The organism is Microbacterium sp. (assembly GCF_036823965.1).
Taxonomy (GTDB): Bacteria; Actinomycetota; Actinomycetes; order Actinomycetales; family Microbacteriaceae; genus Microbacterium.
This window is the reverse complement of the sequence record NZ_DAITBE010000001.1, coordinates 61,412-84,258: the sequence shown is the minus strand read 5'-3', so window position 1 is coordinate 84,258 and position 22,847 is coordinate 61,412. Positions and strand designations below refer to the sequence as shown.

26 protein-coding genes are annotated in these 22,847 nt (G+C 68.3%); 11 read left to right on the top strand and 15 right to left on the bottom strand.

Annotated elements, in window-relative coordinates:
• Positions 1-8 precede the first annotated feature (8 nt).
• The gene (locus V7Z82_RS00425; RefSeq protein WP_442927577.1) at positions 9-2,051 is read right to left on the bottom strand and encodes an ABC transporter ATP-binding protein; all 2,043 of its coding nucleotides are present in this window, start codon (positions 2,049-2,051) and stop codon (positions 9-11) included.
• A gap of 161 nt (positions 2,052-2,212) precedes the next feature.
• Here V7Z82_RS00425 and V7Z82_RS00420 point away from each other — a divergent pair, with 161 nt between their 5' ends.
• Positions 2,213-3,688, top strand: coding sequence for an MDR family MFS transporter (locus tag V7Z82_RS00420; protein ID WP_334146820.1), 1,476 nt, complete (start codon positions 2,213-2,215; stop codon positions 3,686-3,688).
• 57 nt (positions 3,689-3,745) lie between these two features.
• On the opposite strand, the gene V7Z82_RS00415 is transcribed toward V7Z82_RS00420, so the two are convergent.
• The gene (locus V7Z82_RS00415) at positions 3,746-3,892 is read right to left on the bottom strand and encodes a hypothetical protein (RefSeq protein WP_334146818.1); all 147 of its coding nucleotides are present in this window, start codon (positions 3,890-3,892) and stop codon (positions 3,746-3,748) included.
• Between the two features lie 101 nt (positions 3,893-3,993).
• Here V7Z82_RS00415 and V7Z82_RS00410 point away from each other — a divergent pair, with 101 nt between their 5' ends.
• Both V7Z82_RS00410 and V7Z82_RS00405 read left to right on the top strand, forming a co-directional pair.
• On the top strand, positions 3,994-4,587 hold the full coding sequence (locus V7Z82_RS00410; RefSeq protein WP_334146816.1) for a 1-acyl-sn-glycerol-3-phosphate acyltransferase: 594 nt from the start codon (positions 3,994-3,996) through the stop codon (positions 4,585-4,587).
• A 66-nt stretch (positions 4,588-4,653) separates the two neighbouring features.
• On the top strand, positions 4,654-5,184 hold the full coding sequence (locus V7Z82_RS00405; RefSeq protein ID WP_334146814.1) for a DUF6328 family protein: 531 nt from the start codon (positions 4,654-4,656) through the stop codon (positions 5,182-5,184).
• A gap of 6 nt (positions 5,185-5,190) precedes the next feature.
• Here the strand turns inward: V7Z82_RS00405 and V7Z82_RS00400 are convergent, their stop codons facing one another.
• A complete protein-coding gene (locus V7Z82_RS00400) occupies positions 5,191-5,727 on the bottom strand; it encodes a Dps family protein (protein ID WP_334146812.1) in 537 nt (178 codons plus the stop codon).
• Positions 5,728-5,817: 90 nt separating this feature from the next.
• Between V7Z82_RS00400 and V7Z82_RS00395 the strand changes: the two genes are divergently transcribed.
• The 4 genes from V7Z82_RS00395 (at position 5,818) to V7Z82_RS00380 (ending at position 7,916) form a co-directional block, all read left to right on the top strand.
• Positions 5,818-6,291 carry a GNAT family N-acetyltransferase gene (locus V7Z82_RS00395; protein ID WP_334146810.1) on the top strand — a complete coding sequence of 158 codons (474 nt, stop codon included), beginning with the start codon at positions 5,818-5,820 and terminating at the stop codon, positions 6,289-6,291.
• 106 nt (positions 6,292-6,397) lie between these two features.
• Positions 6,398-6,697: a Fe-S cluster assembly protein HesB gene (locus V7Z82_RS00390; RefSeq protein ID WP_334146808.1), complete on the top strand. Its 300-nt coding sequence runs from the start codon at positions 6,398-6,400 to the stop codon at positions 6,695-6,697.
• 143 nt (positions 6,698-6,840) lie between these two features.
• A complete protein-coding gene (locus V7Z82_RS00385; RefSeq protein WP_334146806.1) occupies positions 6,841-7,509 on the top strand; it encodes a hypothetical protein in 669 nt (222 codons plus the stop codon).
• Positions 7,510-7,571: 62 nt separating this feature from the next.
• Positions 7,572-7,916, top strand: a complete 345-nt coding sequence (locus V7Z82_RS00380; protein ID WP_334146804.1) for a LysR family transcriptional regulator — start codon at positions 7,572-7,574, stop codon at positions 7,914-7,916.
• Between the two features lie 3 nt (positions 7,917-7,919).
• On the opposite strand, the gene V7Z82_RS00375 is transcribed toward V7Z82_RS00380, so the two are convergent.
• On the bottom strand, positions 7,920-9,584 hold the full coding sequence (locus V7Z82_RS00375) for an ABC-F family ATP-binding cassette domain-containing protein (RefSeq protein ID WP_334146801.1): 1,665 nt from the start codon (positions 9,582-9,584) through the stop codon (positions 7,920-7,922).
• Between the two features lie 66 nt (positions 9,585-9,650).
• Positions 9,651-10,214 (bottom strand): alpha/beta fold hydrolase, encoded by a 564-nt coding sequence (locus V7Z82_RS00370; RefSeq protein WP_334146799.1) that lies wholly within the window; start codon positions 10,212-10,214, stop codon positions 9,651-9,653.
• Between the two features lie 255 nt (positions 10,215-10,469).
• On the opposite strand from V7Z82_RS00370, the gene V7Z82_RS00365 reads away from it, so the two are divergent.
• Positions 10,470-11,312 (top strand): transposase, encoded by an 843-nt coding sequence (locus V7Z82_RS00365; protein ID WP_334146796.1) that lies wholly within the window; start codon positions 10,470-10,472, stop codon positions 11,310-11,312.
• On the opposite strand, the gene V7Z82_RS00360 is transcribed toward V7Z82_RS00365, so the two are convergent.
• The 5 genes from V7Z82_RS00360 to V7Z82_RS00340 form a co-directional block, all read right to left on the bottom strand.
• Positions 11,300-12,010, bottom strand: a complete 711-nt coding sequence (locus tag V7Z82_RS00360) for a hypothetical protein (protein ID WP_334146794.1) — start codon at positions 12,008-12,010, stop codon at positions 11,300-11,302. The two genes, V7Z82_RS00365 and V7Z82_RS00360, sit on opposite strands and share 13 nt — an antisense overlap.
• Before the next feature lie 52 nt (positions 12,011-12,062).
• Positions 12,063-12,491: a DUF6228 family protein gene (locus V7Z82_RS00355; protein WP_334146792.1), complete on the bottom strand. Its 429-nt coding sequence runs from the start codon at positions 12,489-12,491 to the stop codon at positions 12,063-12,065.
• Complete coding sequence (locus tag V7Z82_RS00350; RefSeq protein ID WP_334146790.1) at positions 12,488-12,952, bottom strand: DUF4279 domain-containing protein; 465 nt, start codon at positions 12,950-12,952, stop codon at positions 12,488-12,490. Before V7Z82_RS00350 ends, V7Z82_RS00355 begins: the two co-directional genes overlap by 4 nt.
• A 514-nt stretch (positions 12,953-13,466) precedes the next feature.
• Positions 13,467-14,540 carry a redox-regulated ATPase YchF gene (gene ychF / locus V7Z82_RS00345; RefSeq protein WP_334146788.1) on the bottom strand — a complete coding sequence of 358 codons (1,074 nt, stop codon included), beginning with the start codon at positions 14,538-14,540 and terminating at the stop codon, positions 13,467-13,469.
• A gap of 48 nt (positions 14,541-14,588) precedes the next feature.
• On the bottom strand, positions 14,589-15,329 hold the full coding sequence (locus tag V7Z82_RS00340) for a class I SAM-dependent methyltransferase (protein WP_334146785.1): 741 nt from the start codon (positions 15,327-15,329) through the stop codon (positions 14,589-14,591).
• 60 nt (positions 15,330-15,389) lie between these two features.
• Between V7Z82_RS00340 and V7Z82_RS00335 the strand changes: the two genes are divergently transcribed.
• Both V7Z82_RS00335 and V7Z82_RS00330 read left to right on the top strand, forming a co-directional pair.
• Complete coding sequence (locus tag V7Z82_RS00335) at positions 15,390-15,983, top strand: 3'-5' exonuclease (RefSeq protein ID WP_334146782.1); 594 nt, start codon at positions 15,390-15,392, stop codon at positions 15,981-15,983.
• Between the two features lie 83 nt (positions 15,984-16,066).
• Entirely contained in the window at positions 16,067-17,386 is a 1,320-nt protein-coding gene (locus tag V7Z82_RS00330) for a DNA recombination protein RmuC (RefSeq protein WP_334146780.1), read from the top strand.
• 11 nt (positions 17,387-17,397) lie between these two features.
• Here V7Z82_RS00330 and V7Z82_RS00325 read toward each other — a convergent pair whose 3' ends face one another.
• Positions 17,398-17,688, bottom strand: coding sequence for a hypothetical protein (locus V7Z82_RS00325; protein WP_334146778.1), 291 nt, complete (start codon positions 17,686-17,688; stop codon positions 17,398-17,400).
• Positions 17,689-17,858: 170 nt separating this feature from the next.
• Complete coding sequence (glpX, locus tag V7Z82_RS00320; RefSeq protein ID WP_029262953.1) at positions 17,859-18,845, bottom strand: class II fructose-bisphosphatase; 987 nt, start codon at positions 18,843-18,845, stop codon at positions 17,859-17,861.
• Positions 18,846-19,030: 185 nt separating this feature from the next.
• Between glpX and fbaA the strand changes: the two genes are divergently transcribed.
• Positions 19,031-20,059, top strand: a complete 1,029-nt coding sequence (fbaA, locus tag V7Z82_RS00315; RefSeq protein WP_334146774.1) for a class II fructose-bisphosphate aldolase — start codon at positions 19,031-19,033, stop codon at positions 20,057-20,059.
• 88 nt (positions 20,060-20,147) lie between these two features.
• On the opposite strand, the gene V7Z82_RS00310 is transcribed toward fbaA, so the two are convergent.
• The 3 genes from V7Z82_RS00310 to V7Z82_RS00300 all read right to left on the bottom strand — a co-directional run bounded on the left by V7Z82_RS00310 (position 20,148) and on the right by V7Z82_RS00300 (position 22,755).
• Positions 20,148-20,678 carry a DUF6264 family protein gene (locus V7Z82_RS00310; RefSeq protein ID WP_334146772.1) on the bottom strand — a complete coding sequence of 177 codons (531 nt, stop codon included), beginning with the start codon at positions 20,676-20,678 and terminating at the stop codon, positions 20,148-20,150.
• Between the two features lie 239 nt (positions 20,679-20,917).
• Complete coding sequence (locus tag V7Z82_RS00305) at positions 20,918-21,709, bottom strand: IclR family transcriptional regulator (RefSeq protein WP_334146770.1); 792 nt, start codon at positions 21,707-21,709, stop codon at positions 20,918-20,920.
• A 2-nt stretch (positions 21,710-21,711) separates the two neighbouring features.
• A complete protein-coding gene (locus tag V7Z82_RS00300) occupies positions 21,712-22,755 on the bottom strand; it encodes a 4-hydroxy-3-methylbut-2-enyl diphosphate reductase (RefSeq protein WP_442927576.1) in 1,044 nt (347 codons plus the stop codon).
• Between the last annotated feature and the right edge of the window lie 92 nt (positions 22,756-22,847).

The following is a 22,847-nucleotide window of genomic DNA, read 5'->3' as shown; positions in this document are numbered from 1 at the left end:
CGGTCGCCTCAGGCGTGGTCGGGGTACACGCGCTCGTCGACCTGCGGTCCATCCAGCAGCGGGACGGATGCCGTGAGCGTCGCCACCGCATCCTCGCCCACCGAGTCGGCCGGCGCGCGATCGGCTCGACGATCGGTGAAGGCAGCGCCGACACCACCGGTGACCGCTTCCTCGACGACAGCTTCGGTCGTGAGCACGCGGGACGCCGCCACCTGCTGCGCGGCGAGCTCGGCGTACAGCCCGCCCTGCGCGAGGAGCTCGGCGTGCGTGCCGGACTCGACGATGCGTCCTGCCTCCAGCACATGGATCACATCGGCGCCCATCACCGTCGACAGCCGGTGCGCGATCGACAGCGTGGTGCGTCCGCGTGCCGCCTCGTCGAGGGCTTCCTGCACCACGCGCTCCGACACCGTGTCGAGCGCGGACGTCGCCTCGTCGAGCAGCAGCACCGGCGGATCCTTGAGCAGCACGCGGGCGATCGCGATGCGCTGCTTCTCCCCGCCGGAGAGGCGATAGCCGCGTTCGCCGACGACCGTGTCGTAGCCGTCCTCGAAACCGGCGATGATGTGGTGGATGTTCGCAGCGGTGCACGCCGCGATCAGTTCGTCCTCGGTCGCCTCGGGCTTGGCGTAGAGCAGGTTCTCCCTGATCGTGGCGTGGAACAGGTACGTCTCCTGCGACACGATGCCGACGTCGTCGATGATCGACTCCTGCGTGAGGGTTCGCACATCCGCCCCGGCGAACAGCACCGAGCCGCCGTGCGCCTCGTACAGGCGCGGCGCGAGATACAGCACGGTCGTCTTGCCGGCGCCGGACGGCCCGACGAAGGCGACGTGCTGCCCCGGCTCCGCGGTGAAGGAGACCCCCTGCAGCGTCGGTCGGGCGTCGGCCGTCGCATCCGGATAGCGGAACACGACGTCGGCGAACTCGATCCGTCCACGAGGCCCGGGGGCCTCGGCCACGGTGATCGCATCCGGAGCATCCTGGATCTCGGGCACGAGGTCGAGGTACTCGAAGATGCGCGCGAACAGGGCCGACGAGGTCTGCAGGTCGAGCGAGACCCGCATGAGGCCCATCAGCGGCTGCAGCAGCCGTGCCTGGACCGTGGTGAACGCGACGACCGTACCGGCCGTGATCGCACCGGCGCCGCCCGCGATCAGATAGCCGGAGACGAGGTAGATCACTGCCGGCACGCTGGCCATCAGCACCTGGACGACCGCGAAGAACCCCTGGCCGCTCATCGCCCGGCGCACCTGCAGCGTCACCTGGTTGCGGTTCTCGGCCTGGTAGCGCGCCGACTCGGTGCGCTGCCGGTTGAACGCCTTCGACAGCAGCATCCCCGAGACGCTCAACGTCTCCTGCGTGATCGTCGTCAGCTCGGACAGCGACTCCTGCGTCTCACCGGCGATCCGTGCGCGCACCTGTCCGACCTTGCGCTGCACCACGATCAGGAACGGCATCAGCACGACCGCGATCAGCGTGAGCCGCCAGTCGATCAGGATCATGGCCACGAGCGAGGCGATCACGGTGACGACGTTGCCGAGGATGCTCGTCACGGTGTTCGTCAGCACGCCGGACACCCCGCCGACGTCGTTCTGCAGCCGTGACTGGATGACGCCGGTCTTGGTGCGGGTGAAGAAGCCGAGCTCCATGGCCTGCAGGTGCTCGAACAGCCGCACCCGCAGATCGCCGGTCACGCTGTTGCCCACGGTCGAGGTGAGCCAGGTCTGTCCGACCCCGAGCACGGCGGAGAACAGGAACAGCCCCACCATCGCGACGACGAGCCAGATCAGCAGCTGGATCCGGGGACCGCTTCCGTCGACCGGGAAGAGTGCATCGTCGAAGATCCGCTGCACCAGCAGCGGCGGGATCACGGCGATCGCCGCACCGACGATCACGAGGATGCCGGTGAAGAAGATCCGCACCTTGTACGCGCGGAACAGGGTGATGACGCGGGCGCCGAGCCCGCTGATGCTCGGCGCTTCGGCGTTCTGCCTGCGCTGAGCTGCTTCATCCACGCCCCGGAACCCGCCTCGACCGCCGCCACCCATGCTCATGTCGCCAGCGTAGTCATGGCGTCCCCCATCGGGGTCGCCCCGGCAGAGCCTGAACGGATCCGATGGATCGGGAATGAAATGTCTGAAGCCCCGGTTACGCTGAATGGTCCCAGCGCACTCGCGCACTCCCCCCTTTCTCGCGCCCAGGAGGCCCTATGTCTGCCGTCGACACCGGTTCGATCAAGACCCCCGCTCCCGCAGCAGGCGCGATCTCGCGCTCCGACATGCGGGTGATCTGGCTGCTGCTCGTCGCAGCCTTCGTCGCCATTCTCAACGAGACCACGATGGGGATCGCGATCCCGCACCTCAACACCGACCTCGGCATCCCGCCCGAGCTCGGGCAGTGGCTCACCAGTGCGTTCATGCTCACGATGGCGGTCGTGATCCCCACGACCGGCTTCATCCTGCAGCGGTTCACGACGCGTCAGGTCTTCATCGCCGCGATGATCGCCTTCTCGCTCGGCACCCTGGTCTGCCTCGTCGCCCCCGGCTTCGCGATGCTGCTGGTCGGCCGCGTGATCCAGGCCGCCGGTACCGGCATCATGATGCCGCTGCTGATGACCACCATCATGAACGTCGTCCCGCCGCAGTCCCGCGGCCGCATGATGGGCCGCGTCGGCCTCGTGATCTCACTCGCTCCCGCGATCGGCCCGACGCTCGCCGGTGCGGTCCTCGAGCTGGCCAGCTGGCGTGCGCTGTTCGCGATCATCCTGCCGATCGCGCTGATCGCCCTGGCGATGGGCGCGAAGTGGATGACGAACCTCGGCGAGACCCGCAAGGTCCCGCTCGACGTGCTCTCGATCCCGCTCGCAGCGCTCGGCTTCGGCGGCATCGTCTTCGGTCTCAGCCAGTTCGGCGGCGAGGGCGGATCCGGCGAGACCGCCGGCATCATCTCCCTGGTCGTCGGCGCCGTGTCCCTCGGACTCTTCGTCTGGCGTCAACTCGTGCTGCAGCGCATCGACGATGCGCTGCTCGACCTGCGTGTCTTCCGCTCCGGCAACTTCACGCTGTCCGTGATCATCATGTCCATCCTCGCGCTGTCGATGTTCGGTACCCTGACGCTGCTGCCGCAGTACCTGCAGAACGTCGCCGGCCTCAACCCGCTCGAGTCCGGTCTGATCCTGCTCCCCGGCTCGCTGCTGATGGGCCTGCTCGGGCCGATCATGGGTCGTGTGTACGACGCACGGGGCACCCGCCCGCTGCTCATCCCGGGCACGATCCTGGTGTCGGCCGCGCTGTTCTACTACTCGACCGTCGGCGAGCACACCGTATGGTGGGTCCTGATCATCGTGCAGGCGGCCATGTCGGTCGGACTCGCGATGTCCTTCACCCCGCTGTTCTCGGCATCGCTCGGCTCGCTGCCGCGGCCGCTGTACTCGCACGGTTCCGCAGTGCTGAACACGCTGCAGCAGGTCGGCGGCGCCGCCGGCGTCGCGCTGCTGCTCGTGACCTACTCGTCGATCCTGCACGCCGGCGAGCAGGAGGGCCTGTCGACCGCGGTCGCCGGAGCCCCGGGGGCACGCATGGCGTTCCTGATCGCGGCGATCATCTCGCTGGCGACGGTGGCGCTGAGTCCGTTCGTGCGCAAACCGGCAGACGACGCGAACGGCGACTTCCACGGCGGACACTGATCGCTCTGCCGTCGGGGCGGTCTCTGACCGTTCCGACGGCGGCGTGACGCCGGAGCGCTACCGCTGCTTGGGTGCCGAGAAGTGGCAGACGCCGCCGCTGCAGTAGCCCGCGGCATCCTCATCGAGCAGGTTCAGGGCGTCGGGAAGCGGCGACAGCACCAGGGGTGCATCCTGCTCCGTGACGGCCTGCTCCGTTTTCTTCATCCCTCGATGCTACGCCTCCTGCGAGCCGGGGGCGCCGCTTCGCCGCATCCGAGCTCGCGAGGGCCCAACGGACGGGATCACCGATCGCCTACGGTTGAGACATGCTTCGACGATTCCTCGCTCGCATCTACTGGGCGATCAGCCGCTGGACGCTGGTGGGGCATGACGCCGTCCCGACCAGGCCGACCATCCTGATCGGCGCGCCGCACACGTCGAACTGGGACTTCGTGCTCATGCTCGCCATCGCCTGGCGCCTCGGCATCGACGTGCACTGGCTCGGCAAGAAGAGCCTGTTCCGCGGCTGGCGCGGCCCGATCATGCGCAGGATCGGTGGGGTACCGGTCGACCGGTCCGATCCAGGACGCGTCGTCAAGGACGTCGTCGGCCAGGTGCACGCCGGTGAGGTGTTCGGTCTCGTGATCACGCCGGACGGCACACGCGGCGGCAACGACTACTGGAAGTCCGGCTTCTACCGCATCGCCCGCGAGACCGGGATGCCGGTGACGCTCGGCTTCGTCGACCGCACGACCATGACGACCGGGCTCGGGCCGACGCTGGAGCTCACGGGCGACGTGGCATCGGACATGGATCGGATCCGCGCCTTCTACGCCGACAAGGCGGGCGTGCGCCCCGAGCGCCGAACCGAGCCCAGGCTGCGCGAGGAGCACACCGAGACTGCGCCGACGGCCGACTGAATCAGGACGCACCGGCTGTCCGCACGCATCTGGACACCGGCGAACCCGGCGCACGACACTGGTGTCATGACCTCCGATCCCTCAGCCCCCGACTCGGTCGAACACGACGATCGAGTCGACGGCCGCGACGAGACCCCGAACGAGCGAGCGGATCGCAACTGGGACGAGCTCATGCAGGAGCTGCGGGTGATGCAGACGGGCACGCAGATCCTGACCGGTTTCCTGCTCGCCGTCGCCTTCCAGCCGCGGTTCACCGACATGGACGCGCTGCAGGTCGACGTCTACGTCGTGCTCGTGGTGCTGGCCGCGCTCGCGACGATCCTCGCGCTCGCCCCGGTGGTCATGCACCGGGCGCTGTTCGGTCGTCGACGCAAGCCGGAACTGGTCCGCGTCGCCGCGCGCATCGTCAAGGTCGACCTCTACGTGATCGCGGCCCTCACGATCGGCGTCACGACGCTGATCATCGACTTCACCGTGAACCGCACCGCCGGCATCGTCGCGCTCGTCACCTCGATCATCGGGGTGACGTTGCTGTGGTTGGCACTCCCCCGCTTCGTGCGCCGAACGTTCAGCGACGACGCACGAGCGGTGAGCTGACCGCGATCAGCGTCCTGCGAGACTGCGGTTCTCGGCGCTGACCATCCACGCGAACTGCTCGAGCTTCTCGATCACGGCGTGCAGGATGTCGGCGGACGTCGGGTCCTCCTCGTCGACGTCGTCGTGCACGCCGCGCATCGTCGCGACCGTGGCGTCGAGGCGCTCAGTGACGAGGTCGATCGTCTCCGACGTCGACACCTCACCGGCAGGGAATTCCGGCAGCGAGGTCTTCGCGGCGATCGTGGCGCTGCGTCCGTCCGGCACCGCGTGCAGGGCGCGCATGCGCTCCGCGACCGTGTCGCTGAACTCGCGCGCTGCGTCGATGATCTCGTCGAGCTGGCGGTGGGTGTCGCGGAAGTTCTGCCCGACGACGTTCCAGTGCGCCTGCTTGCCCTGCAGCGCGAGTTCGAGGAGATCGACCAGCACCACCTGGAGATTGGCGGCGAGCTCCTTCGATGCCGTGAAGCCGCGCTCCGCCCCCTGTCGCCGCGTCGTCTTGGACCCGCGTGTCGTCGTGGACTTCGTCTTCGTGTTCTCAGCCATGCAGGCGACGGTAGTCCTCGGTCCCGCACTGTCCGAGGGGGTTGACACGGCAGCGTCGCCGCCCGGATCGTGGCAGGCGGAAGGAGCACGATGCACACAGAGCTCGAAGTCACGATCACCCCTCTCACCGATGCGGATGCCGGGGAGGTGCTGACCCTGGAGCGGGCCGCGTTCGTCTCGGAGGCGCAGATCTACGGTAGCGCCGACATGCCACCGCTCACCCAGACGCTGGAGCAGGTCGTCGCAGAGCTGCGCGAGGGAGCCGCGCTCGGCGCGCGCCGAGGGTCACGCCTCGTCGGCTCGATCCGCTCCCGGATCGACGGCGAGTTGCTGCTGATCGGCCGCATCGCGGTGGCGCCCGACCAGCAGGGCGAGGGCATCGGACGGCTCCTGCTCGACGCGACGGAGGAGCGCTCGGGTGCTGCGGAGGCCGAGCTGTTCACGGGCAGCCTGAGCACGGCGAACATCGAGCTGTACGAGCGGTGCGGCTACTCCGTGAGCGAACGTGTGCCCGACGGCGACGGCACCGAGCAGGTCTTCATGCGCAAGCGGCTCGCAACATAGGAGGTTCCTCCGAACCGTCGCAAGGGGGTTGAAGCTCGCCTCCACCTGGGGCATCGTTGCCCGGACGTGTCGCGACCGCGGCATGCCCCGAACGGAAGGAGAGCGCATGCTCACCCTCACCGACAACGCCACCGCCATCGTCACGACGCTCGTGAGCCGTCAGAGCGATACGCCAGAAGCAGGGCTTCGCATCCACTCCACGCCCGCACCGGAAGCGGGAGGCGGCGCACGACTCGCCGTCCTGGTCACCGCTGACCCCGAACCGCAGGATCAGATCGTCGAGGTGTCGGGCACCCGTCTGTTCCTCGACGAGACTGCGGCCACCGCGCTCGAGGACAAGATCCTCGATGCGGGTGTCGACGACGAGGGGTCCGTGTCGTTCGCGGTGCTCCCGCAGGTCGCCTGACGCAGATTTCCGGATGCCGCGGCCCACTGGGTCGCGGCATCCGTCGTCTCTGCGTGCGACCGCGGCGAATTCTTCATAACGATTGATCAGCGGGGGTCATGCCACGGCGGGCTGCACACGATACCTGCTTCTAGGATCGATTCATGTCACACCGCGTCCTTCTCCCGCTTGCTGCGGGCGCCATCGCCGTCGGCCTCCTGACCGGATGCACGAACCCCGCTCCAGCACAGTCGCCCTCGGCTTCGGCAACGCCGTCGGCGTCCGCTTCCGAGGCCCCCACGCCGCCGGCCGAGGTCGCTCAGCTCACTGTCACGATCGACGGAATCTCGTTCGCAGACGCTTCGGGCAGTCGCAGCGCCAGCTTCGCCGAAGGTGCGGCGCTGATCGCCCTGCTCCACGAGGTCATCGGAGAACTCCCGGTCGGCGAACCGCTCGAGGGACCGTATGGCGGTGACTCCGGACTCGTCCGATATGCCTGGGACGGCATCTCGGCCATCGTCTACGCCGACGACGAGGGGCCGGCGTCCGTCGCCGTGACCCGCAGCGAGGTCGGAGCGGTACCGATCGTGACGGATCTCGGTCTCACAGTCGGTTCTTCCCGCAGCGACCTGCTCGCGGCCGGAGCCTCCACGCTGACCGAGGACAGCGATCCGGCGACAGCCACCGAACTCCGTCTCGGCGGCCGTGATGTACCCGATACGTCCTCGCTGTCCCGACCCGGCTCGGTCGGCCAGGAGTTCACGCTGTTCCTCCTCGACGGGGATACCGTGACCCAGATCCAGATGCCGTCGAACGACTTCGGCGACATCTGAGCGCTCCCCCACCGCGTACCCTGGAAGACGTCGCGCATCCCGCGCGCCGTCGAAGGGTTCCTGTGAAGATCGCTCTGCTCCGTCGTTTCGTGGTCCTCGCCGAGGAGCTGCACTTTCCACGTGCCGCCGAGAAGCTCGGGATCCCGCTGGCGTCGCTGCACACCTCGATCGACAAACTCGAGGAGGAGGTCGGGCATCCGGTCATCCATCGCGAGAGCCCGACTCGTCTGACGAAGGTCGGCGAGCTGCTGCTGGTCGAGGCGCAGCAGACGGTCGATGCCGCACCAGCACCCGCGCCGAAGCAGCAGGCACCGGGCGGCGGCAAGGCGAAGGCGTCGAAGGGCAAGGGGCGCGCGCCCATCGTGAAGGGCCAGCCCAAGCCCTACAAGAAACGGCAGGGCCGCTAGGCCCTATCGCTCGGCGACCTGGCCGCGCTCGACCTGCCAGCGACGCTCGATGCGCACGGTGTCCAGCATCCGCCGATCGTGTGTGACGAGCAGCAGCGTGCCCTCGTACGATTCGAGCGCCTGCTCGAGCTGCTCGATCGCCGCGAGGTCGAGGTGGTTCGTCGGCTCGTCGAGCACCAGCAGGTTCACGCCTCGAGCCTGCAGCAGCGCCAGCGCGGCCCGCGTGCGCTCCCCCGGTGAGAGTCCGTCGACAGCGCGCGTGACGTGGTCGGCACGGAGACCGAACTTCGCCAGCAGGGTGCGGACCTCGCCGGATGCCATCTCCGGCACCAGCGCCTCGAACGCGTCGGCGAGCGGTGTCGAGCCGACCAGCAGCGATCGCGCCTGATCGATCTCGCCGATCTCGACGCTGGCACCGAGGCTCGCCGAGCCGTCAGTCGGAGCCTGCCGCCCCAGCAGCCCTCGCAGCAGTGTGGACTTGCCGGCTCCGTTCGGACCGGTGATGCCGATCCGATCCCCCGCGTTCACCTGCAACGACACCGGCCCGAGCGTGAAGTCACCCTGCCGGAACACCGCAGCACTCAGCGTCGAGACCACCGAGCTCGATCGAGGCGCCGCACCGATCGTGAACTCGAGCTGCCACTCCTTGCGCGGCTCCTCGACCTCGTCGAGCCGCGCGATCCGGCCCTCCATCTGCCGTACCTTCTGCGCCTGCTTCTCGCTGGACTCGGTCGACGCCTTCCGGCGGATCTTGTCGTTGTCCGGCGCCTTCTTCATCGCGTTGCGCACGCCCTGGCTCGACCACTCCCGCTGCGTCCGCGCTCTGGAGACCAGATCCGCCTTCTTGTCGGCGAATTCGTCGTACTTCTCGCGCAGGTGGCGCCGCACCGTCGCCCGCTCCTCGAGGTACGCGTCGTAGCCGCCGCCGTAGATGCGGTGGGAGTTCTGCGCGAGATCCAGTTCCAGTACCCGCGTCACCGCCCTGGCGAGGAACTCACGGTCGTGGCTGACCAGCACGACGCCACCGCGAAGACCGCGGACGAACGCCTCGAGGCGCTCCAGCCCGTCGAGGTCGAGGTCGTTGGTCGGCTCATCCAGCAGCACGATGTCGAAGCGCGACAGCAGCAGTGCGGCGAGACCGACACGTGCCGCCTGGCCACCGGAGAGCGAGGTCATCAGCGCCTGCTCCGCCGCGCCACCCTCGAGCTCGAGGCCGAGCTCGGCCAGCACCGCAGGGATCCGCTCGTCCAGATCGGCCGCGCCGCTGGCGAGCCACCGGTCCAATGCCGTGGAGTACGCGTCAGCCGGGTCGACCCCATCCGGCGCGAGCGAGGGATCAGCGAGCGCGGACGCTGAGGCATCCATGTCGGCCGTGGCCTGCGCGCACCCGGTGCGCCGCGCGATGTACTGCGCGACCGACTCGCCCTCGATCCGCTCGTGCTCCTGCGGCAGCCACCCGACGAAGGCATCGGACGGCGCGAGCGAGATCGTGCCGTCGGCCGGCGCATCCGCGCCCGCGAGCAGCCGCAGCAGCGTCGACTTGCCTGCGCCGTTGACACCGACGACGCCGACCACATCGCCGGGCGCGACGGTCAGGTCGAGACCTTCGAAGAGGATGCGATGGCCGTAGCCACCGGCCAGGTGCTGCGCGACGAGCGTTGCGGTCATCAGACCATCCTCTCAGTCCGGCACGCTGTTCTCAGCCGGTCGAAGGGTGCTCCGGCACTGACCGGGTCAGTCCCAGTCCAGGTACTCCTCGATGATCACGCCCGTCTCGATCGGGTGATGGATCGGGAAGAGGTGATCGCCGGCGATCGTCTTGATGCTCGAGCGGTCAGGCATCGTGGCCTGCAGGCGCTCAGCGTTCGCCGCGGGGTTCTCGTCGTCCTCGGTTCCCTGGACGATCAGCACCGGGATGGCCGGCGCGACCGGGATGTCCACGTCTTCGACACCGAGCAGCAGGAGCCCGTTCGCGCGTGCGACGTGGGCGGCGACGAGCGAGCGGGCGATCGTGCCGCCGAATCCGTGTCCGCCGATCCAGGCATCGTCCATGCCGACGTGATCGATCACCGCGAGGACATCGGCGACGCGCTCGTCGAGCGTCGCCTCGGCATCGGCGCGGTGGCCGACCCGGAGCACGTGGAAACCTGCTTCCTCGGCCAGGTAGTGCGAAGCGACGCCCAGCACATCGGCGGAGAGACCGCGTTCCTGGATGAGCACCAGCCGAACCGGTCCGTCGCCCTCGTTCACGAAGGGGATCGCACGTCCATCGGGTTCGAAGATCTGGGTGTCGACCATGCTCAGCAGTCTCCTCGCGGGGTTGGGTGTCGAGTGCAAAGGGCGCGTCTGGTGCCGTCCGAGAAGAAGGTGAGGACGACCTAACCGGCCGACTCCAGCGTATCCGGCTCTCTCTGTGCGTCGCATCTTTGGGACGAGTCCCGCGGGCGAGCGCTCCCATGCGCGGCGCGCATCGATCGCTCTCGGCGGGTGCGCGGCCATAGACTCGTGCCGCTGCCGCAGGCGCGGATCGAAGACGGGGAGGAGTCGAGGACGATGACCGATGAGACTCTGGAGTCGATCGCCGCCGAGCTCTACAGCGGTCCGCCGGAAGAGTTCATCGCCGCGCGGAACGCCAAGGCGAAGCACGCGGATGCTGCGCTGTCCTCGCAGGTGAAGGCGCTGCGCAAGCCGTCGATCGCCGCCTGGGTCGTCAACGTGTTCGCGCGGGAGCGCGCCGACCAGCTCGGCGAGGCACTGCAGCTCGCCGAGGAGCTGCGCGAGGCACAGGAAGACCTCGACGCCGCGACGCTCGCGAAGCTCGGCAGGGAGCGACGGGCACTCACCCGCCGTCTCGCGCAGGGCGCCGCCGAGTTGGCGACGGCCCGCGGCGAGCGCATCACACCCTCGACACTCGATGCGGTGCAGCAGACCCTCTCCGCAGCATTCTTCGATCCGGATGCCGCAGCCGCGGTCGCCTCCGGCCGCCTCATCCGAGAACTCGAGCCTTCGTCCACGATCGACCTGGCCGCTGTGGTCGCCGGCGGCGTCCCCGATGCGCTGACACCGTCACCCGCTCCTGCCGACGAGGTCGGTGCGCGGCGGAAGCGTCGTGAGGCCGAGCGCGCGCTGCGGGACGCCCAGAAGGTCCGCGATCAGGCCGACCGCGCCCACACCAAGGCCGAGAAGACGCGTACGGACGCCGCGCGTCGCGCGAAGGAACTGACAGATCGTATCGAGGAGCTCGAGGCGGAGCTCACGAAGACGAAGGCTGATGCCGAGCACGCCGGATCCGATGCGCAGACCGCTGAGGAACGGGAAGCGGCGACTGCCGAGGAGCTCGCCGCCGCCGCGAACGCGGTCAGCGAGGCGCAGGACGCGCTCGATCAGCTGGACTGAGTTCGGCTGCCCCACGGCACATGATCGCTGCGCCGCTCCCACTCCCCGTGCTCCGACAGCGGCCGGAACCGCAGCGTCGTGAACTCGTGGTGGAAGTCGCGGCGCTCGCGCTCAGCCATCGCACCGGAGTGACGCTGCGCAGCTGAGCCGCTGTCGCGGCCGAACACCATGCCGGTCATCGCCCTGGTGCTCGTCCAGATCGAGAACGTCGAGATCGTCCGCGGCAGTCGGATCGCAGCACCGGCGAGCGTCGTCTCGGGATGATCCCGCACCTGTCGCTCCACCGGGCGCCCCCAGCGGAGGAACCGCGGCAGCTCCGGCAGCCGCATCCGCGCCAGCGTGACCGCGACCACCGGCTCGTCAGGCTCCATGCGCCCGGCCACCTCGGGGAGTGCAGACAGCTCGCGCACCCCACCCCAGCGGCGCACGAACTCGAGCCGGACGTGCCATCCTCTTCCCAGCTCGCGCCCGAATCGATGCTGGGCCAGGAAGTCCTCGAGGGCGGCCTCGTCCTCCCACTCGGCGAACACCGCGACCCTGCGCACCTGCATCCGGCGCGTCGAGATCACCGGGGCGCCGAGCTGCATCCCGGCGAGCACCTCGATGTGGCGGAGCCCAGGCGCCTTCGGCGCACGCAGGATCCCGCCGATCGCGGTGAGCACCGGCATCCGGGCGAGATGGAAGGAGTGGAGAGTCATCGGGATACTCCGTCAGCGCCGCGACCAGCAGTGCACCGCAGCGACGTCATCGTCATAACGCAGCCGGTCGTCGAACGAGGTCGTCGAGGCTGCGGACGAAACGCGAGAGCTGTTCACCGGGCTCGACGCTGACGACTGCGCTGCAGGCCCAGCCAACGAACGTGGAGACGTCGCGGTCTGCCTCCGCTGTGAGCGACACGGAGAGTTCGATACGACGGGCATGGCGCGCACTCAGGACGACGTCGCCCTCCACGGATTCGAATCGTCGCTCCCCCGACCACCCGCGCCAATCGTCATCGAGGGATCGGAAGTACCGCACCAGCTCGGCGGCGTCATGCGCGTAGAAGCCGTGGCGCGCATCGAGTCGCGCTCCCTGCAGCCATACGTCCAGGAACGCGAAACCCGATTCGTCGAACCTCGGATTCGTGAACTCGAGCGACATCGTCGCGTCTCCGAGACGCACCGGCTCCGTTGACATCATTGCGTGACGATCGCCGCGGCCTCAGTTGTTGAAGCGGCGAGATATGCGGTCCCGTAGACATCACACCCCAGCTTGGAAAGATAGTGGATCAGGTCCGCCTCCAGCACGAATCCACCTTGCGTGCTGTCGGAGTCTCCTGACCACCAGATCCTGGTCTCTCCGCCTTGACGTAGCACCATGAGCGCCTGAGCGTTTGGTTCCAGCGTCACCACCAACGCGCGAAGCGCGGAGAAGCCGGTCTGATCGTTGGCACTCGGTTCGTCAACACTCTTCGTGAGCGACCAAAAGGTCCGCTGGTGCGTCAGAAGCTCCGGCGCATAGTTCCGACCGGCCCGCCCCGCAGGGGTGGGTTCGCCTTCGTCACCCCAGTCGGTGGGCTCCAGCCCGAGCATCGCAGAGATCTCGGCTACCGTCTTAGTATCGCTGTGAATGCTGAGCGACGCCCTGTTGCCCTGGATCATGAACGAAGCTTACTTGGACCCGCCCGATGTGATTCCAAGCGCGAGTCCACCGGGATCCCGTCGGGCACCGCGGCTCGTGCCGCCGCGAGCTGCGAATCGTATCCGCCGACAGTGGCCCAAGGAGGACGCTTTCCAGCATGGCCTCAACATCCCACAGGACGCGCCGCTCGGCCTGATCGATGAAGGATGCGGGACTTTGTCCCCGCGACGACCGGTAGAGCCACTCGAAGAGGATCAGTGCCTCCGCGATGGTCAGCCTCACGTTCACTATGTCGTCGCTGCTCATGTGGCTATCCAACCCCGTGTTGACTCAGTTCTCGCTGGTAGAGGTTGATCCGAAGCGGAACGCCACCAAGTTCCGGCACGAAGCAACCGTTCTCCATTTCTCCGCCACCGAGCAGAGCGTCCCGGTCGCCGACGACACGGCTCGCTCAGCAGGTAGGGAAGTGAACGCGCGGTCAACCTAGCGCGATCAGGAGCCAGCCCGCACGCTCAGATCATCCACCAGCCAGACTCAGTTGTTGAAGCGGAACTCCACCACGTCGCCGTCCTGCATGACGTAGTCCTTGCCCTCGAGGCGAGCCTTGCCCTTGGCGCGGGCCTCCACCACGGAGCCGTTCTCGACGAGGTCGTCGAACGAGACGATCTCCGCCTTGATGAACCCCTTCTCGAAGTCCGTGTGGATGACACCGGCGGCCTGCGGCGCCTTCGACCCCTTGGGGATCGTCCACGCGCGGGCTTCCTTCGGCCCAGCGGTGAGGTACGTCTGCAGTCCGAGCGTGTCGAAGCCGATGCGCGCGAGCTGGTCGAGACCCGACTCGTCCTGACCGGTGGAGGCCAGCAGTTCTGCGGCATCCTCCGGGTCGAGGTCGATCAGCTCCGACTCGATCTTGGCGTCGAGGAAGATCGCCTTCGCCGGGGCGACGAGCGCAGCGAGCTCCGCCTTGCGCGCGTCGTCCGTCAGCACGGCCTCGTCCACGTTGAACACGAAGATGACGGGCTTGGCGGTGAGGAGGCCGAGTTCGCGGATCGGCGTCAGGTCGATGCCGGCGACGGAGAGCAGCACCCCGCGCTCCAGCGCATCCTTCACTGCAACGGCGGTCTCGAGCACGACGGGCTCGATCTTCTTGCCGCGCACTTCCTTCTCGTACCGCGCGATCGCCTTGTCGACGGTCTCGAGGTCGGCGAGCATGAGCTCGGCGTTGATGGTCTCCATGTCGGATGCCGGGTTCACGGCGCCGTCCACGTGCACGACGTCGTCATCGGCGAAGCCACGGACGACCTGGGCGATCGCGTCCGCCTCACGGATGTTCGCGAGGAACTTGTTGCCGAGGCCCTCGCCCTCACTCGCTCCGCGCACGATGCCGGCGATGTCGACGAACGACACCGCGGCGGGCAGGATCCGCTCGCTGCCGAAGATCCCGGCGAGCGTGTCGAGGCGGGGGTCAGGCAGGTTCACCACGCCGACATTGGGCTCGATCGTCGCGAACGGGTAGTTCGCCGCGAGCACGTCGTTCTTGGTGAGTGCGTTGAAGAGGGTGGACTTGCCGACATTGGGCAGGCCGACGATACCGATTGTAAGAGCCACGGGGTAGGAGTCTACCGGTCGCGGATGCCGCGGATGCGGGCTCGGCGCTCAGTCGCGGACGGCGCGGAACGCGCGCGTGACGTACGGCAGGTCGATCGCGCCGTCGGCGTCGAGGCCGAGCTCGTCGAACAGGGCGTCCATCTCGCGGCGGATCCGGGCCTTCTCCTCATCGGATGCCGTGATCACGTAGCTCCGCGACGACGCCATGCTGTGCAGCTGCGACCGGGTGATCGGCCGCGACCACTCCCACGAGTCCTGCTCCAGCGCGCCGAACGGCGCCGACACGACGGGATCCCCAGCGGCCAGCATCTCCTCCGCCGCGCTGCCGTGCATGATCGCGGTCAGCCGGCGCACCCATTCCTGGCGCTCGTCGCGGATGTTCCAGATCAGTCCGAGCACTCCCCCGGAGCGCACCACCCGGCCGATCTCGGTCGAGGCTGCGACCGGCTCCACCCAGTGCCACGCCTGGCCGAGCACGACCGCATCGACACTCGAATCCGGCAGCGGCAGACGCTCCGCCGAGCCGACGAACGTCGGGACGCCGGGGATGGAGACGCTGAGGGTCGCGAGCATGGCGGGGTCGGGATCGAGCGCGATGACCTCGGCATCCGGCGCCGCGAGCAGCGCGCGGGTGAGCTTGCCCGTGCCAGCACCGACGTCCGCGATCCGGCGCGACCCATCGGGCATCGGTTCGAGCATCCAGGCCACCGCCGCGAAGGGGTACTCGGGCCGTCCGGCCTCGTAGTCGCCCGCCCGTGCACCGAAAGACGTCGCCCGCTCATCTGCCATGTCGCCAGCCTACGGCGAGTCCTCCGGGCCGTGTCGGATCTGCGGGAGAGAGTGAATGACGTGCCCCTGGATTTCACCGCCATCGACTTCGAGACCGCGAACTCCAGCCCTGCCTCCGCCTGTTCCGTCGGACTCGTGCGCGTGCGCGACGGCGAGGTCGTCGCCATGACCGGATGGCTGATCCAGCCTCCGGCCGGCCACGATGTGTTCCAGGAGTGGAACGTGCGGATCCACGGGATCCAGGCATCGGACGTGCGCTCCGCGGCGACCTGGACCGAGCAGTTCTCCCGCCTCTGCGAGTTCGCAGGAGAAGACGTGCTGGTCGCCCACAACGCCGGCTTCGATCTGAACGTGCTGCGCCGGGCGTCCGAGGCCACCGGCGGCGACTGCCCACCCTATCGCTCGCTCTGCAGTCTCCAGGTGGCGCGGAAGGTCTACGACCTCGACTCCTACCGGCTGCCGGTCGCTGCCGCAGCAGCCGGATTCGCGGAGTTCTCGCACCACGATGCACTGGCTGACGCCCGTGCGTGCGCCCAGATCGTGATCGATTCCGCTCGTCGTGTCGGCGCTGCGGATGTGCACGAGCTCGCCGACGCACTGAGCCTGCGCGTGACGCAGCCGCCGGTGCGCGTGCCGGAGCGCGCTGTCGCCTGAGCGGGCTCGCCTGAGCGCGTCCTGCTGACGGCGGACGCCGCGCCGCTCCCGCGGATGTCCGACCCCTGGGGCACCATGAGGACATGGATGCTGCACTGATCGTTCTCCTCGTGCTCGCGGCCCTCGCGGCCGGAGGCGCACTGGGCTGGTTCCTGCACGCCGGACGAGGCGCCGCCGCGCTCGCCCGCACCGAGGCCGAGCTCGCAGCTGCCCGCGACGACCGCGACCGGCAGTACGACCTGTACCGCGATGCGGTGGAGCACTCGCGCGCCGAGCAGCGCGCTGAGGCCGTGCGCGTGCAGCAGCAGAACGCCGTGCTCACGGCGCTCGCCCCGGTGCGGGAGAGCCTGCAGCAGATGCAGAGCAAGGTCGCCACGATCGAGCAGGAGCGTCACGAGCAGTTCGGCACGCTCGCCGAGCAGCTGCGTCGTGCGCAGGAATCGGATGAGGCGCTCCGCGCCACCACGGAGTCGCTTGCCGGCGCGCTGCGTTCGACGGCCACCAGGGGGGTGTGGGGCGAGACGCAGCTTCGGCGCGTCGTCGAGGCCGCCGGACTCACCAGGCACGTGGACTTCGACCTGCAGGCGACGATCGCCTCCGACCGCGGTCAGGGGCGCCCTGACATGGTGATCCGCCTCGCGGGAGGCGCCTCCATTCCGGTCGACGCCAAGGTCCCGCTCGACGCCTACCTCGAAGCCTCGGCGCTGCCGGCGGGCGACGCGCACGAGGCGCAGCGGCGCGCGCTGATGCAGCGGCATGTCAAGGCGGTCAGGGCACACGTCGACGCACTCTCGAAGAAGGCGTACTGGTCGGGTCTCGACGCGAGTCCCGAGTTCGTGATCTGCTTCCTGCCGAGCGAGTCGCTGCTCGCTGCGGCGATCGACGAGGATCCGACCCTGCTCGACTACTCGTTCAGCCGTCGCGTCGCCCTGGCCTCACCGGTCAATCTCTGGGCGGTGCTGAAGACGGTCGCGTACACCTGGACGCAGCAGGAGGTCTCGACCGAGGCGCGCGCGCTGCTCGCGCTCGGCACGCAGCTGTACGACCGGCTCGGCGTTCTCGCCGGACACGCGGACGACCTCAGGCGTGCACTCGAGCGCACGGTCGACAGCTACAACAAGTTCGCCGGCTCGCTCGAGAATCGGGTGCTCGTGACCGCGCGCCAGTTCCCGGGGATCGATTCATCGGCACTCGATGCGAAGCCGCAGCCCGTCACGGCGCCGGCACGAAGGTTCACGGCGCCCGAACTCGTCGATACGACCGGTTCCGAGCCGCATTCCAAGACCGAGCTCGAAGACACGATCGAGAACGCGCAGGGAGCGTTGCTCGCCGACGTCGGAGACATCCGTGGTCGCCTGCTCGACGGTGACGACACGACCGCTCGACGCGCCGCGAACGACTAGCGGGGCAAGCCTCAGGCGATGCCGGGGACGCCGCTCAGCAGCAGGATGACGAGGCCGCTGGTCGCGAGGAACGCGCCGATCATCCACCAGGAACTGACCTCGTGCCCCTCATCCCGGCGGACGCGGAACAACACGTCGGCGCGGCGAGCGGGGTCGACCGCAGTCGGCGCGGGAGCGACTGCGACGGGAGGGACGGCGACACCCTGCTCCACGTCTGCGCTCACCCGGAGAATGCGTCCGGTATTCGTCGTCACGATCTTGGTCGGTGCGGCTTTGGAGCCACGCGTCTGCTGCGTTGTCATCTGTTCGTCCTCCTCTGCCCGCGGTGCCTGGGGGCTCCGCGACGGCGACAAACCCAGTCACAATTGTCACACGGGGTCGCTGGAAAGAGGGGATCAGCGCTGTCAGAGGCGATACCGGGTCGGTAACGATGCCTCTGCGATGCGTCAGGATGCGACGCGCACGAAGCCCGTCAGAGCCACTTGGAGACGAGGTGCTCCGAGGCGATGCGGCGCAGCGTGCCCGATGCGCCACGCAGGACGACGCTCTCGGTGTACACGTAGCCGCGCTCGCGCCGCACTCCGGCGACCAGCTGGCCGTCGGTGACGCCGGTGGCGACGAAGATCGTGTTGTTGCCCTGCACCAGATCGTCCGCCTCGTAGACGCGATCCATGTCGAGACCGGCGTCGATGCCACGCTGCCGCTCGTCGTCGTCGCGCGGCCACAGACGGCCCTGGATGTGCCCGCCGAGCGCCTTGATCGCACAGGCGGTCACGATGCCCTCCGGGCTGCCGCCGACGCCGACGCACATGTCGGTGCGGGCATCGTGGCGAGCGGCGTTGATGCCGCCGGCGACGTCGCCGTCGCTCATCAGGCGCGTGCCGGCGCCGGCATCCCGGATCTCCTGGATCAGCTGCTCGTGGCGCGGGCGGTTCAGCACCGACACCACGATCTCGTCGACCGGCTTGTCGAGCGCACCAGCGAGCTTGCGGATGTTCTCGCCGATGGGCAGCCGGATGTCGACGACTCCGACACCGGCGGGCCCGGTGACCAGTTTGTCCATGTAGAACACGGTCGATGCGTCGAGCATGGTGCCGCGATCGGAGACGGCGATCACCGAGAGCGCGTTCTGGCGACCGGCGGCCGTCAGCGAGGTGCCGTCGATCGGGTCGACGGCGATGTCGCACAGGGGGCCACGACCGGTTCCGACGACCTCGCCGTTGAACAGCATCGGGGCGTTGTCCTTCTCACCCTCGCCGATCACGACGCGTCCCTGGAAGTCGACCGTGCCGAGGAATGCTCGCATCGCGTCGACGGCGGCGCCGTCAGCAGCCTCCTTCGCGCCTCGGCCGATGAAGGGGACGGCCCGGATCGCGGCAGCCTCGGTGGCGCGCACGAGCTCCATCGCGAGGTTGCGGTCGGGACGAAGCGGACTCAGATCTGCTGTCAGGCTCACCATGACGTCAGCCTAGCCATCGAGCCGCGCAGAATCGGCCCCTTTCGCTTCTCAGAGATCGAAGGATTCGAGCTTCTTAACATTCCGGTAGGACACTGCGTCCGCAGCGACGCTCTCGACTGCGGCATCCCATCGCACTCCCCGATAGAGTGACAGCTGTCCCGGCTCACCTATACGCAGGAGTTCTCATGCCCGTCGCCACCCCGGATCAGTACGCCGAAATGCTCGACCGCGCGAAGGCCGGCGGCTTCGCGTACCCCGCATTCAACGTCTCGAGCTCGCAGACCATCAACTCCGTCCTCCAGGGACTGACCGAGGCCGGCTCCGACGGCATCATCCAGGTCACCACGGGTGGAGCGGACTACTTCGCCGGTCACACCGTCAAGGCACGCGCCACCGGCGCCCTGGCCTTCGCCCGTTTCGCGACCGAGGTCGCCAAGAACTACCCGATCACCGTCGCCCTGCACACGGACCACTGCCCGAAGGACGCCCTCGCCGGCTTCGTCGAGCCGCTGATCTCCGCCTCCGAGGAAGAGGTCAAGGCCGGACGCAACCCGATCTTCCAGTCGCACATGTGGGACGGCTCGGCCGTGCCGCTCGCTGAGAACATCGAGATCGCCAAGGACCTCCTCCCCCGCATGAAGGCGATCAACGCGATCCTCGAGGTCGAGATCGGCGTCGTGGGCGGCGAAGAGGACGGCGTCGCACACGAGGGCTCGAACGACGCGCTCTACACGACGTTCGCCGACGTCGACCAGGCCGTCCAGGCACTGGGCCTCGGCGAGCAGGGCCGGTACATCGCCGCGCTCACGTTCGGCAACGTGCACGGCGTGTACAAGCCGGGCGGCGTGAAGCTGCGGCCCGAGCTCCTCGGCGACATCCAGGCGCAGGTCGCTGCGAAGTACAACACGGGCGCGAAGCCGCTCGACCTGGTCTTCCACGGCGGATCCGGCTCGACCGACGACGAGATCGCACTCGCCGTCGCGAACGGTGTCATCAAGATGAACATCGACACCGACACCCAGTACGCCTACACGCGTGCGATCGCCGACTACATGTTCAAGAACTACGACGGCGTGCTGAAGGTCGACGGCGAGGTCGGCAACAAGAAGCAGTACGACCCGCGCGCCTGGGGCAAGGTCGCCGAGTCGGCGATGGCCGCTCGCGTCATCGAGTCCACGCGCCAGCTCGGCTCGTACGGTCAGTCCAAGAGCTGATCTGAGCCTGTCGATGGGTCACTGAGCCTGTCGAAGTGAAGAGGCGCCCGGCAATCCGCCGGGCGCCTCTTCTCGTCTCCTCCAGGGCTCAGCCGCCGGACATCTGCTCCAGGTAGGCCATGAAGGCCGGGTCGTTGAACATCGGCACCGCGATGCACGCCGAGACGACCGCCATCGTGACGACGGCGCCGACGAGCGGCACCCACCAGGCGACCTTGCCCCGCCGGAGTCGCTTGATCGCGAGCGCCGCAGTGAGCGCCCAGCCGATCACGAGCAGGGCCGCAGCGATCGTGCCCCACAGCTTTCCCTGCGCGAAGTTGGAGAACTCGCCGTCGATTCCGAGAATCTTCATGCTCTCGTTCATGACGGTCGGCAGATCGAGGTACGACAGGCCCGTGATCACGACGTTGACGAGGCCGTACGCGAGAAGACCGATCGTCACGAACCGGTCGACCGGGCGGGAGCGACCCGGGTTCGGGGCCTGCGCCACTGGCTCGGGTGCCGAAAGCTGCATCATTGGGGGCACCGGAGGGATCTCGCCGAGCGGCGGGAGCCCTGCGGCTCGGCGTTGCTCCTCGGGTGTCGCGAGTTCGCCGTACTGGGGCCGTTGATCGGTCATCTCGCCATGCTAACCGCACCTGCTCTGTGCGGTTCTCAGCCGACGGTGCCGGAAAAGAATGGCGGCCCCGGAGAATTGGGGACTCCTCGGGGCCGCGGACTCAGTGCGCTGGGGACGCTCATCATCCAAGTAGGTCACGGAAAGCTGGGGACAATCCGTCGACCAGTAGGGCCGTTTGCACAGACCGCTACATTCCTGATCATAGGGAAGGCGACCAGCACTCCACCAGCCCGGTTTCTTCAGATGGTGAACTCGCCGGCCAGCGCCGAGTTGTCGAAGGAGTGCGCGCCGAGCTGCAGCGACAGTCGTCGAGCGGAGCGCTGCAGCTTCGTGACGAGCACCCGATTCACCACGGCCTGGTCGGATGGGAGGGAGATCGCGAGGGATGCCGTGAGGTTCGGTGCGATCACCGGCACCGCGACGCAGGTGGCGCCGATCGCGTACTCCTCCTCGTCGACGACCCACCCCGGCGCATGCTCCAGCTGGGTGAGCAGCGTGCGGCGATTGCTGATGGTCCGCGGCGTCAGCTCCTCGAGACGGTGCCTGGAGAGGTAGTCGAGGCGATCCTCGTCCGGGAGCTCCGCGAGGATCTGCTTGCCGAGCGCGGTCGCATGCGCGCTCGACTGCAGCCCCACCCACAGCTCCACGCGGGGGTTGTGCACCGCGTCGACGATGTCGACGAGATGCATCTCGCCGTCGTCGTACCGAGACAGATAGGCGGTCGCACCGACCTCATCGGTGACCTCACGGAGCGCCGAACGCACCCGCGCGAGGAAGACGCCGCGGGAGTCGGTCTCCTGCTGGAACGCCGGGAACCGGGAACCCAGCACGAGGCCGTCCGGCTCCGAGGTCAGATACCCCTCGTGGATCAGGGTGCGCACCAGGTTGTACGTCGTGCCAGGCGTGAGCCCCGTGATGGCGGCGAGCATCTTGACGGGAAGCGGTCGCGGCGAGTTCGCGACGATGTCGACGAGCCTCAGCGCCCGTTGCACCGATCCGATCAGCGTCGGTTCCGCTTCCGCGGCGTTCAACGTTACGCGCCTCCTCCGGAGGGACGTCCGCCCAGCGCCCGTGCGTCGCGCTGCCCTGCAGCATCCTGACGCAGTTCCTTGGGCAGCGAGAACATGAGGTCCTCTTCAGCCGTCTTGATCTCTTCGACGTCGCGGTAGCCCGCATCGTCCAGCGCTGCGAGCACTTCGCGCACGAGCACCTCCGGCACCGAGGCGCCGCTGGTGACGCCGACGGTCTCGACGCCGTCGAGCCACTCCTGCTGCACCTCTTCGGCGTAGTCGACGCGGTACGCCGCCTTGGCGCCGTACTCGAGGGCGACCTCGACCAGGCGAACGCTGTTGGATGAGTTCGACGAGCCGACGACGATGACGAGGTCAGCGGCGGCAGCCACCTTCTTGATCGCGACCTGACGGTTCTGCGTGGCGTAGCAGATGTCGTCGGACGGCGGGTTGTGCAGGTCGGGGAACCGAGTGCGCAGACGGTTCACCGTCTCCATCGTCTCGTCCACCGAGAGCGTGGTCTGCGAGAGCCACACGACCTTCGACGGGTCCTTGACCTGCACGCGGTCGGCGTCGTCAGGAGAGTTCACGATCGTCACGTGATCGGGCGCCTCACCAGCGGTGCCCTCGACCTCCTCATGACCCTCGTGGCCGATGAGCAGGATCTCGAAGTCGTCCCGAGCGAAGCGCACGGCTTCGCGGTGCACCTTGGTGACCAGCGGGCACGTCGCATCGATCGCGTGCAGTCCGCGGTCGGATGCCGCGGTCACGACTGCCGGCGAGACGCCGTGCGCACTGAAGACGACGTGCGCTCCCTCGGGGACCTCGTCGACCTCCTCGACGAAGATCGCACCCTTGTCCTCGAGCTCGGTCACCACGTGGATGTTGTGCACGATCTGTTTGCGGACGTAGACAGGGGCACCGTAGCGTTCGAGCGCCTTCTCGACGGCGACGACCGCACGGTCGACACCGGCGCAGTATCCGCGCGGGGCGGCGAGCAGAACCCGCTTCTGTCCGACGACGGGGTTATCCTGAAGCCGCCCGGACGCCGCGCGCACTCGTGGGATGCGGGGGGCAGGGAGATGAACGACAGTCGAGGTCACCCCTCGATTCTACCGGCGCTTCCCCTGGAAGGGCCTGGGTGCCCGCCGCCCCGTTC

Bases quoted from the DNA above. Each gene is read 5' to 3' on its own strand.
- V7Z82_RS00425 (WP_442927577.1), bottom strand. From the start codon at position 2,051: ATGGGTGGCGGCGGTCGAGGCGGGTTCCGGGGCGTGGATGAAGCAGCT.
- V7Z82_RS00420 (WP_334146820.1), top strand. From the start codon at position 2,213: ATGTCTGCCGTCGACACCGGTTCGATCAAGACCCCCGCTCCCGCAGCA.
- V7Z82_RS00415 (WP_334146818.1), bottom strand. From the start codon at position 3,892: ATGAAGAAAACGGAGCAGGCCGTCACGGAGCAGGATGCACCCCTGGTG.
- V7Z82_RS00410 (WP_334146816.1), top strand. From the start codon at position 3,994: ATGCTTCGACGATTCCTCGCTCGCATCTACTGGGCGATCAGCCGCTGG.
- V7Z82_RS00405 (WP_334146814.1), top strand. From the start codon at position 4,654: ATGACCTCCGATCCCTCAGCCCCCGACTCGGTCGAACACGACGATCGA.
- V7Z82_RS00400 (WP_334146812.1), bottom strand. From the start codon at position 5,727: ATGGCTGAGAACACGAAGACGAAGTCCACGACGACACGCGGGTCCAAG.
- V7Z82_RS00395 (WP_334146810.1), top strand. From the start codon at position 5,818: ATGCACACAGAGCTCGAAGTCACGATCACCCCTCTCACCGATGCGGAT.
- V7Z82_RS00390 (WP_334146808.1), top strand. From the start codon at position 6,398: ATGCTCACCCTCACCGACAACGCCACCGCCATCGTCACGACGCTCGTG.
- V7Z82_RS00385 (WP_334146806.1), top strand. From the start codon at position 6,841: ATGTCACACCGCGTCCTTCTCCCGCTTGCTGCGGGCGCCATCGCCGTC.
- V7Z82_RS00375 (WP_334146801.1), bottom strand. From the start codon at position 9,584: ATGACCGCAACGCTCGTCGCGCAGCACCTGGCCGGTGGCTACGGCCAT.
- V7Z82_RS00370 (WP_334146799.1), bottom strand. From the start codon at position 10,214: ATGGTCGACACCCAGATCTTCGAACCCGATGGACGTGCGATCCCCTTC.
- V7Z82_RS00365 (WP_334146796.1), top strand. From the start codon at position 10,470: ATGACCGATGAGACTCTGGAGTCGATCGCCGCCGAGCTCTACAGCGGT.
- V7Z82_RS00360 (WP_334146794.1), bottom strand. From the start codon at position 12,010: ATGACTCTCCACTCCTTCCATCTCGCCCGGATGCCGGTGCTCACCGCG.
- V7Z82_RS00355 (WP_334146792.1), bottom strand. From the start codon at position 12,491: ATGATGTCAACGGAGCCGGTGCGTCTCGGAGACGCGACGATGTCGCTC.
- V7Z82_RS00350 (WP_334146790.1), bottom strand. From the start codon at position 12,952: ATGATCCAGGGCAACAGGGCGTCGCTCAGCATTCACAGCGATACTAAG.
- V7Z82_RS00340 (WP_334146785.1), bottom strand. From the start codon at position 15,329: ATGGCAGATGAGCGGGCGACGTCTTTCGGTGCACGGGCGGGCGACTAC.
- V7Z82_RS00330 (WP_334146780.1), top strand. From the start codon at position 16,067: ATGGATGCTGCACTGATCGTTCTCCTCGTGCTCGCGGCCCTCGCGGCC.
- V7Z82_RS00325 (WP_334146778.1), bottom strand. From the start codon at position 17,688: ATGACAACGCAGCAGACGCGTGGCTCCAAAGCCGCACCGACCAAGATC.
- glpX (WP_029262953.1), bottom strand. From the start codon at position 18,845: ATGGTGAGCCTGACAGCAGATCTGAGTCCGCTTCGTCCCGACCGCAAC.
- fbaA (WP_334146774.1), top strand. From the start codon at position 19,031: ATGCCCGTCGCCACCCCGGATCAGTACGCCGAAATGCTCGACCGCGCG.
- V7Z82_RS00310 (WP_334146772.1), bottom strand. From the start codon at position 20,678: ATGACCGATCAACGGCCCCAGTACGGCGAACTCGCGACACCCGAGGAG.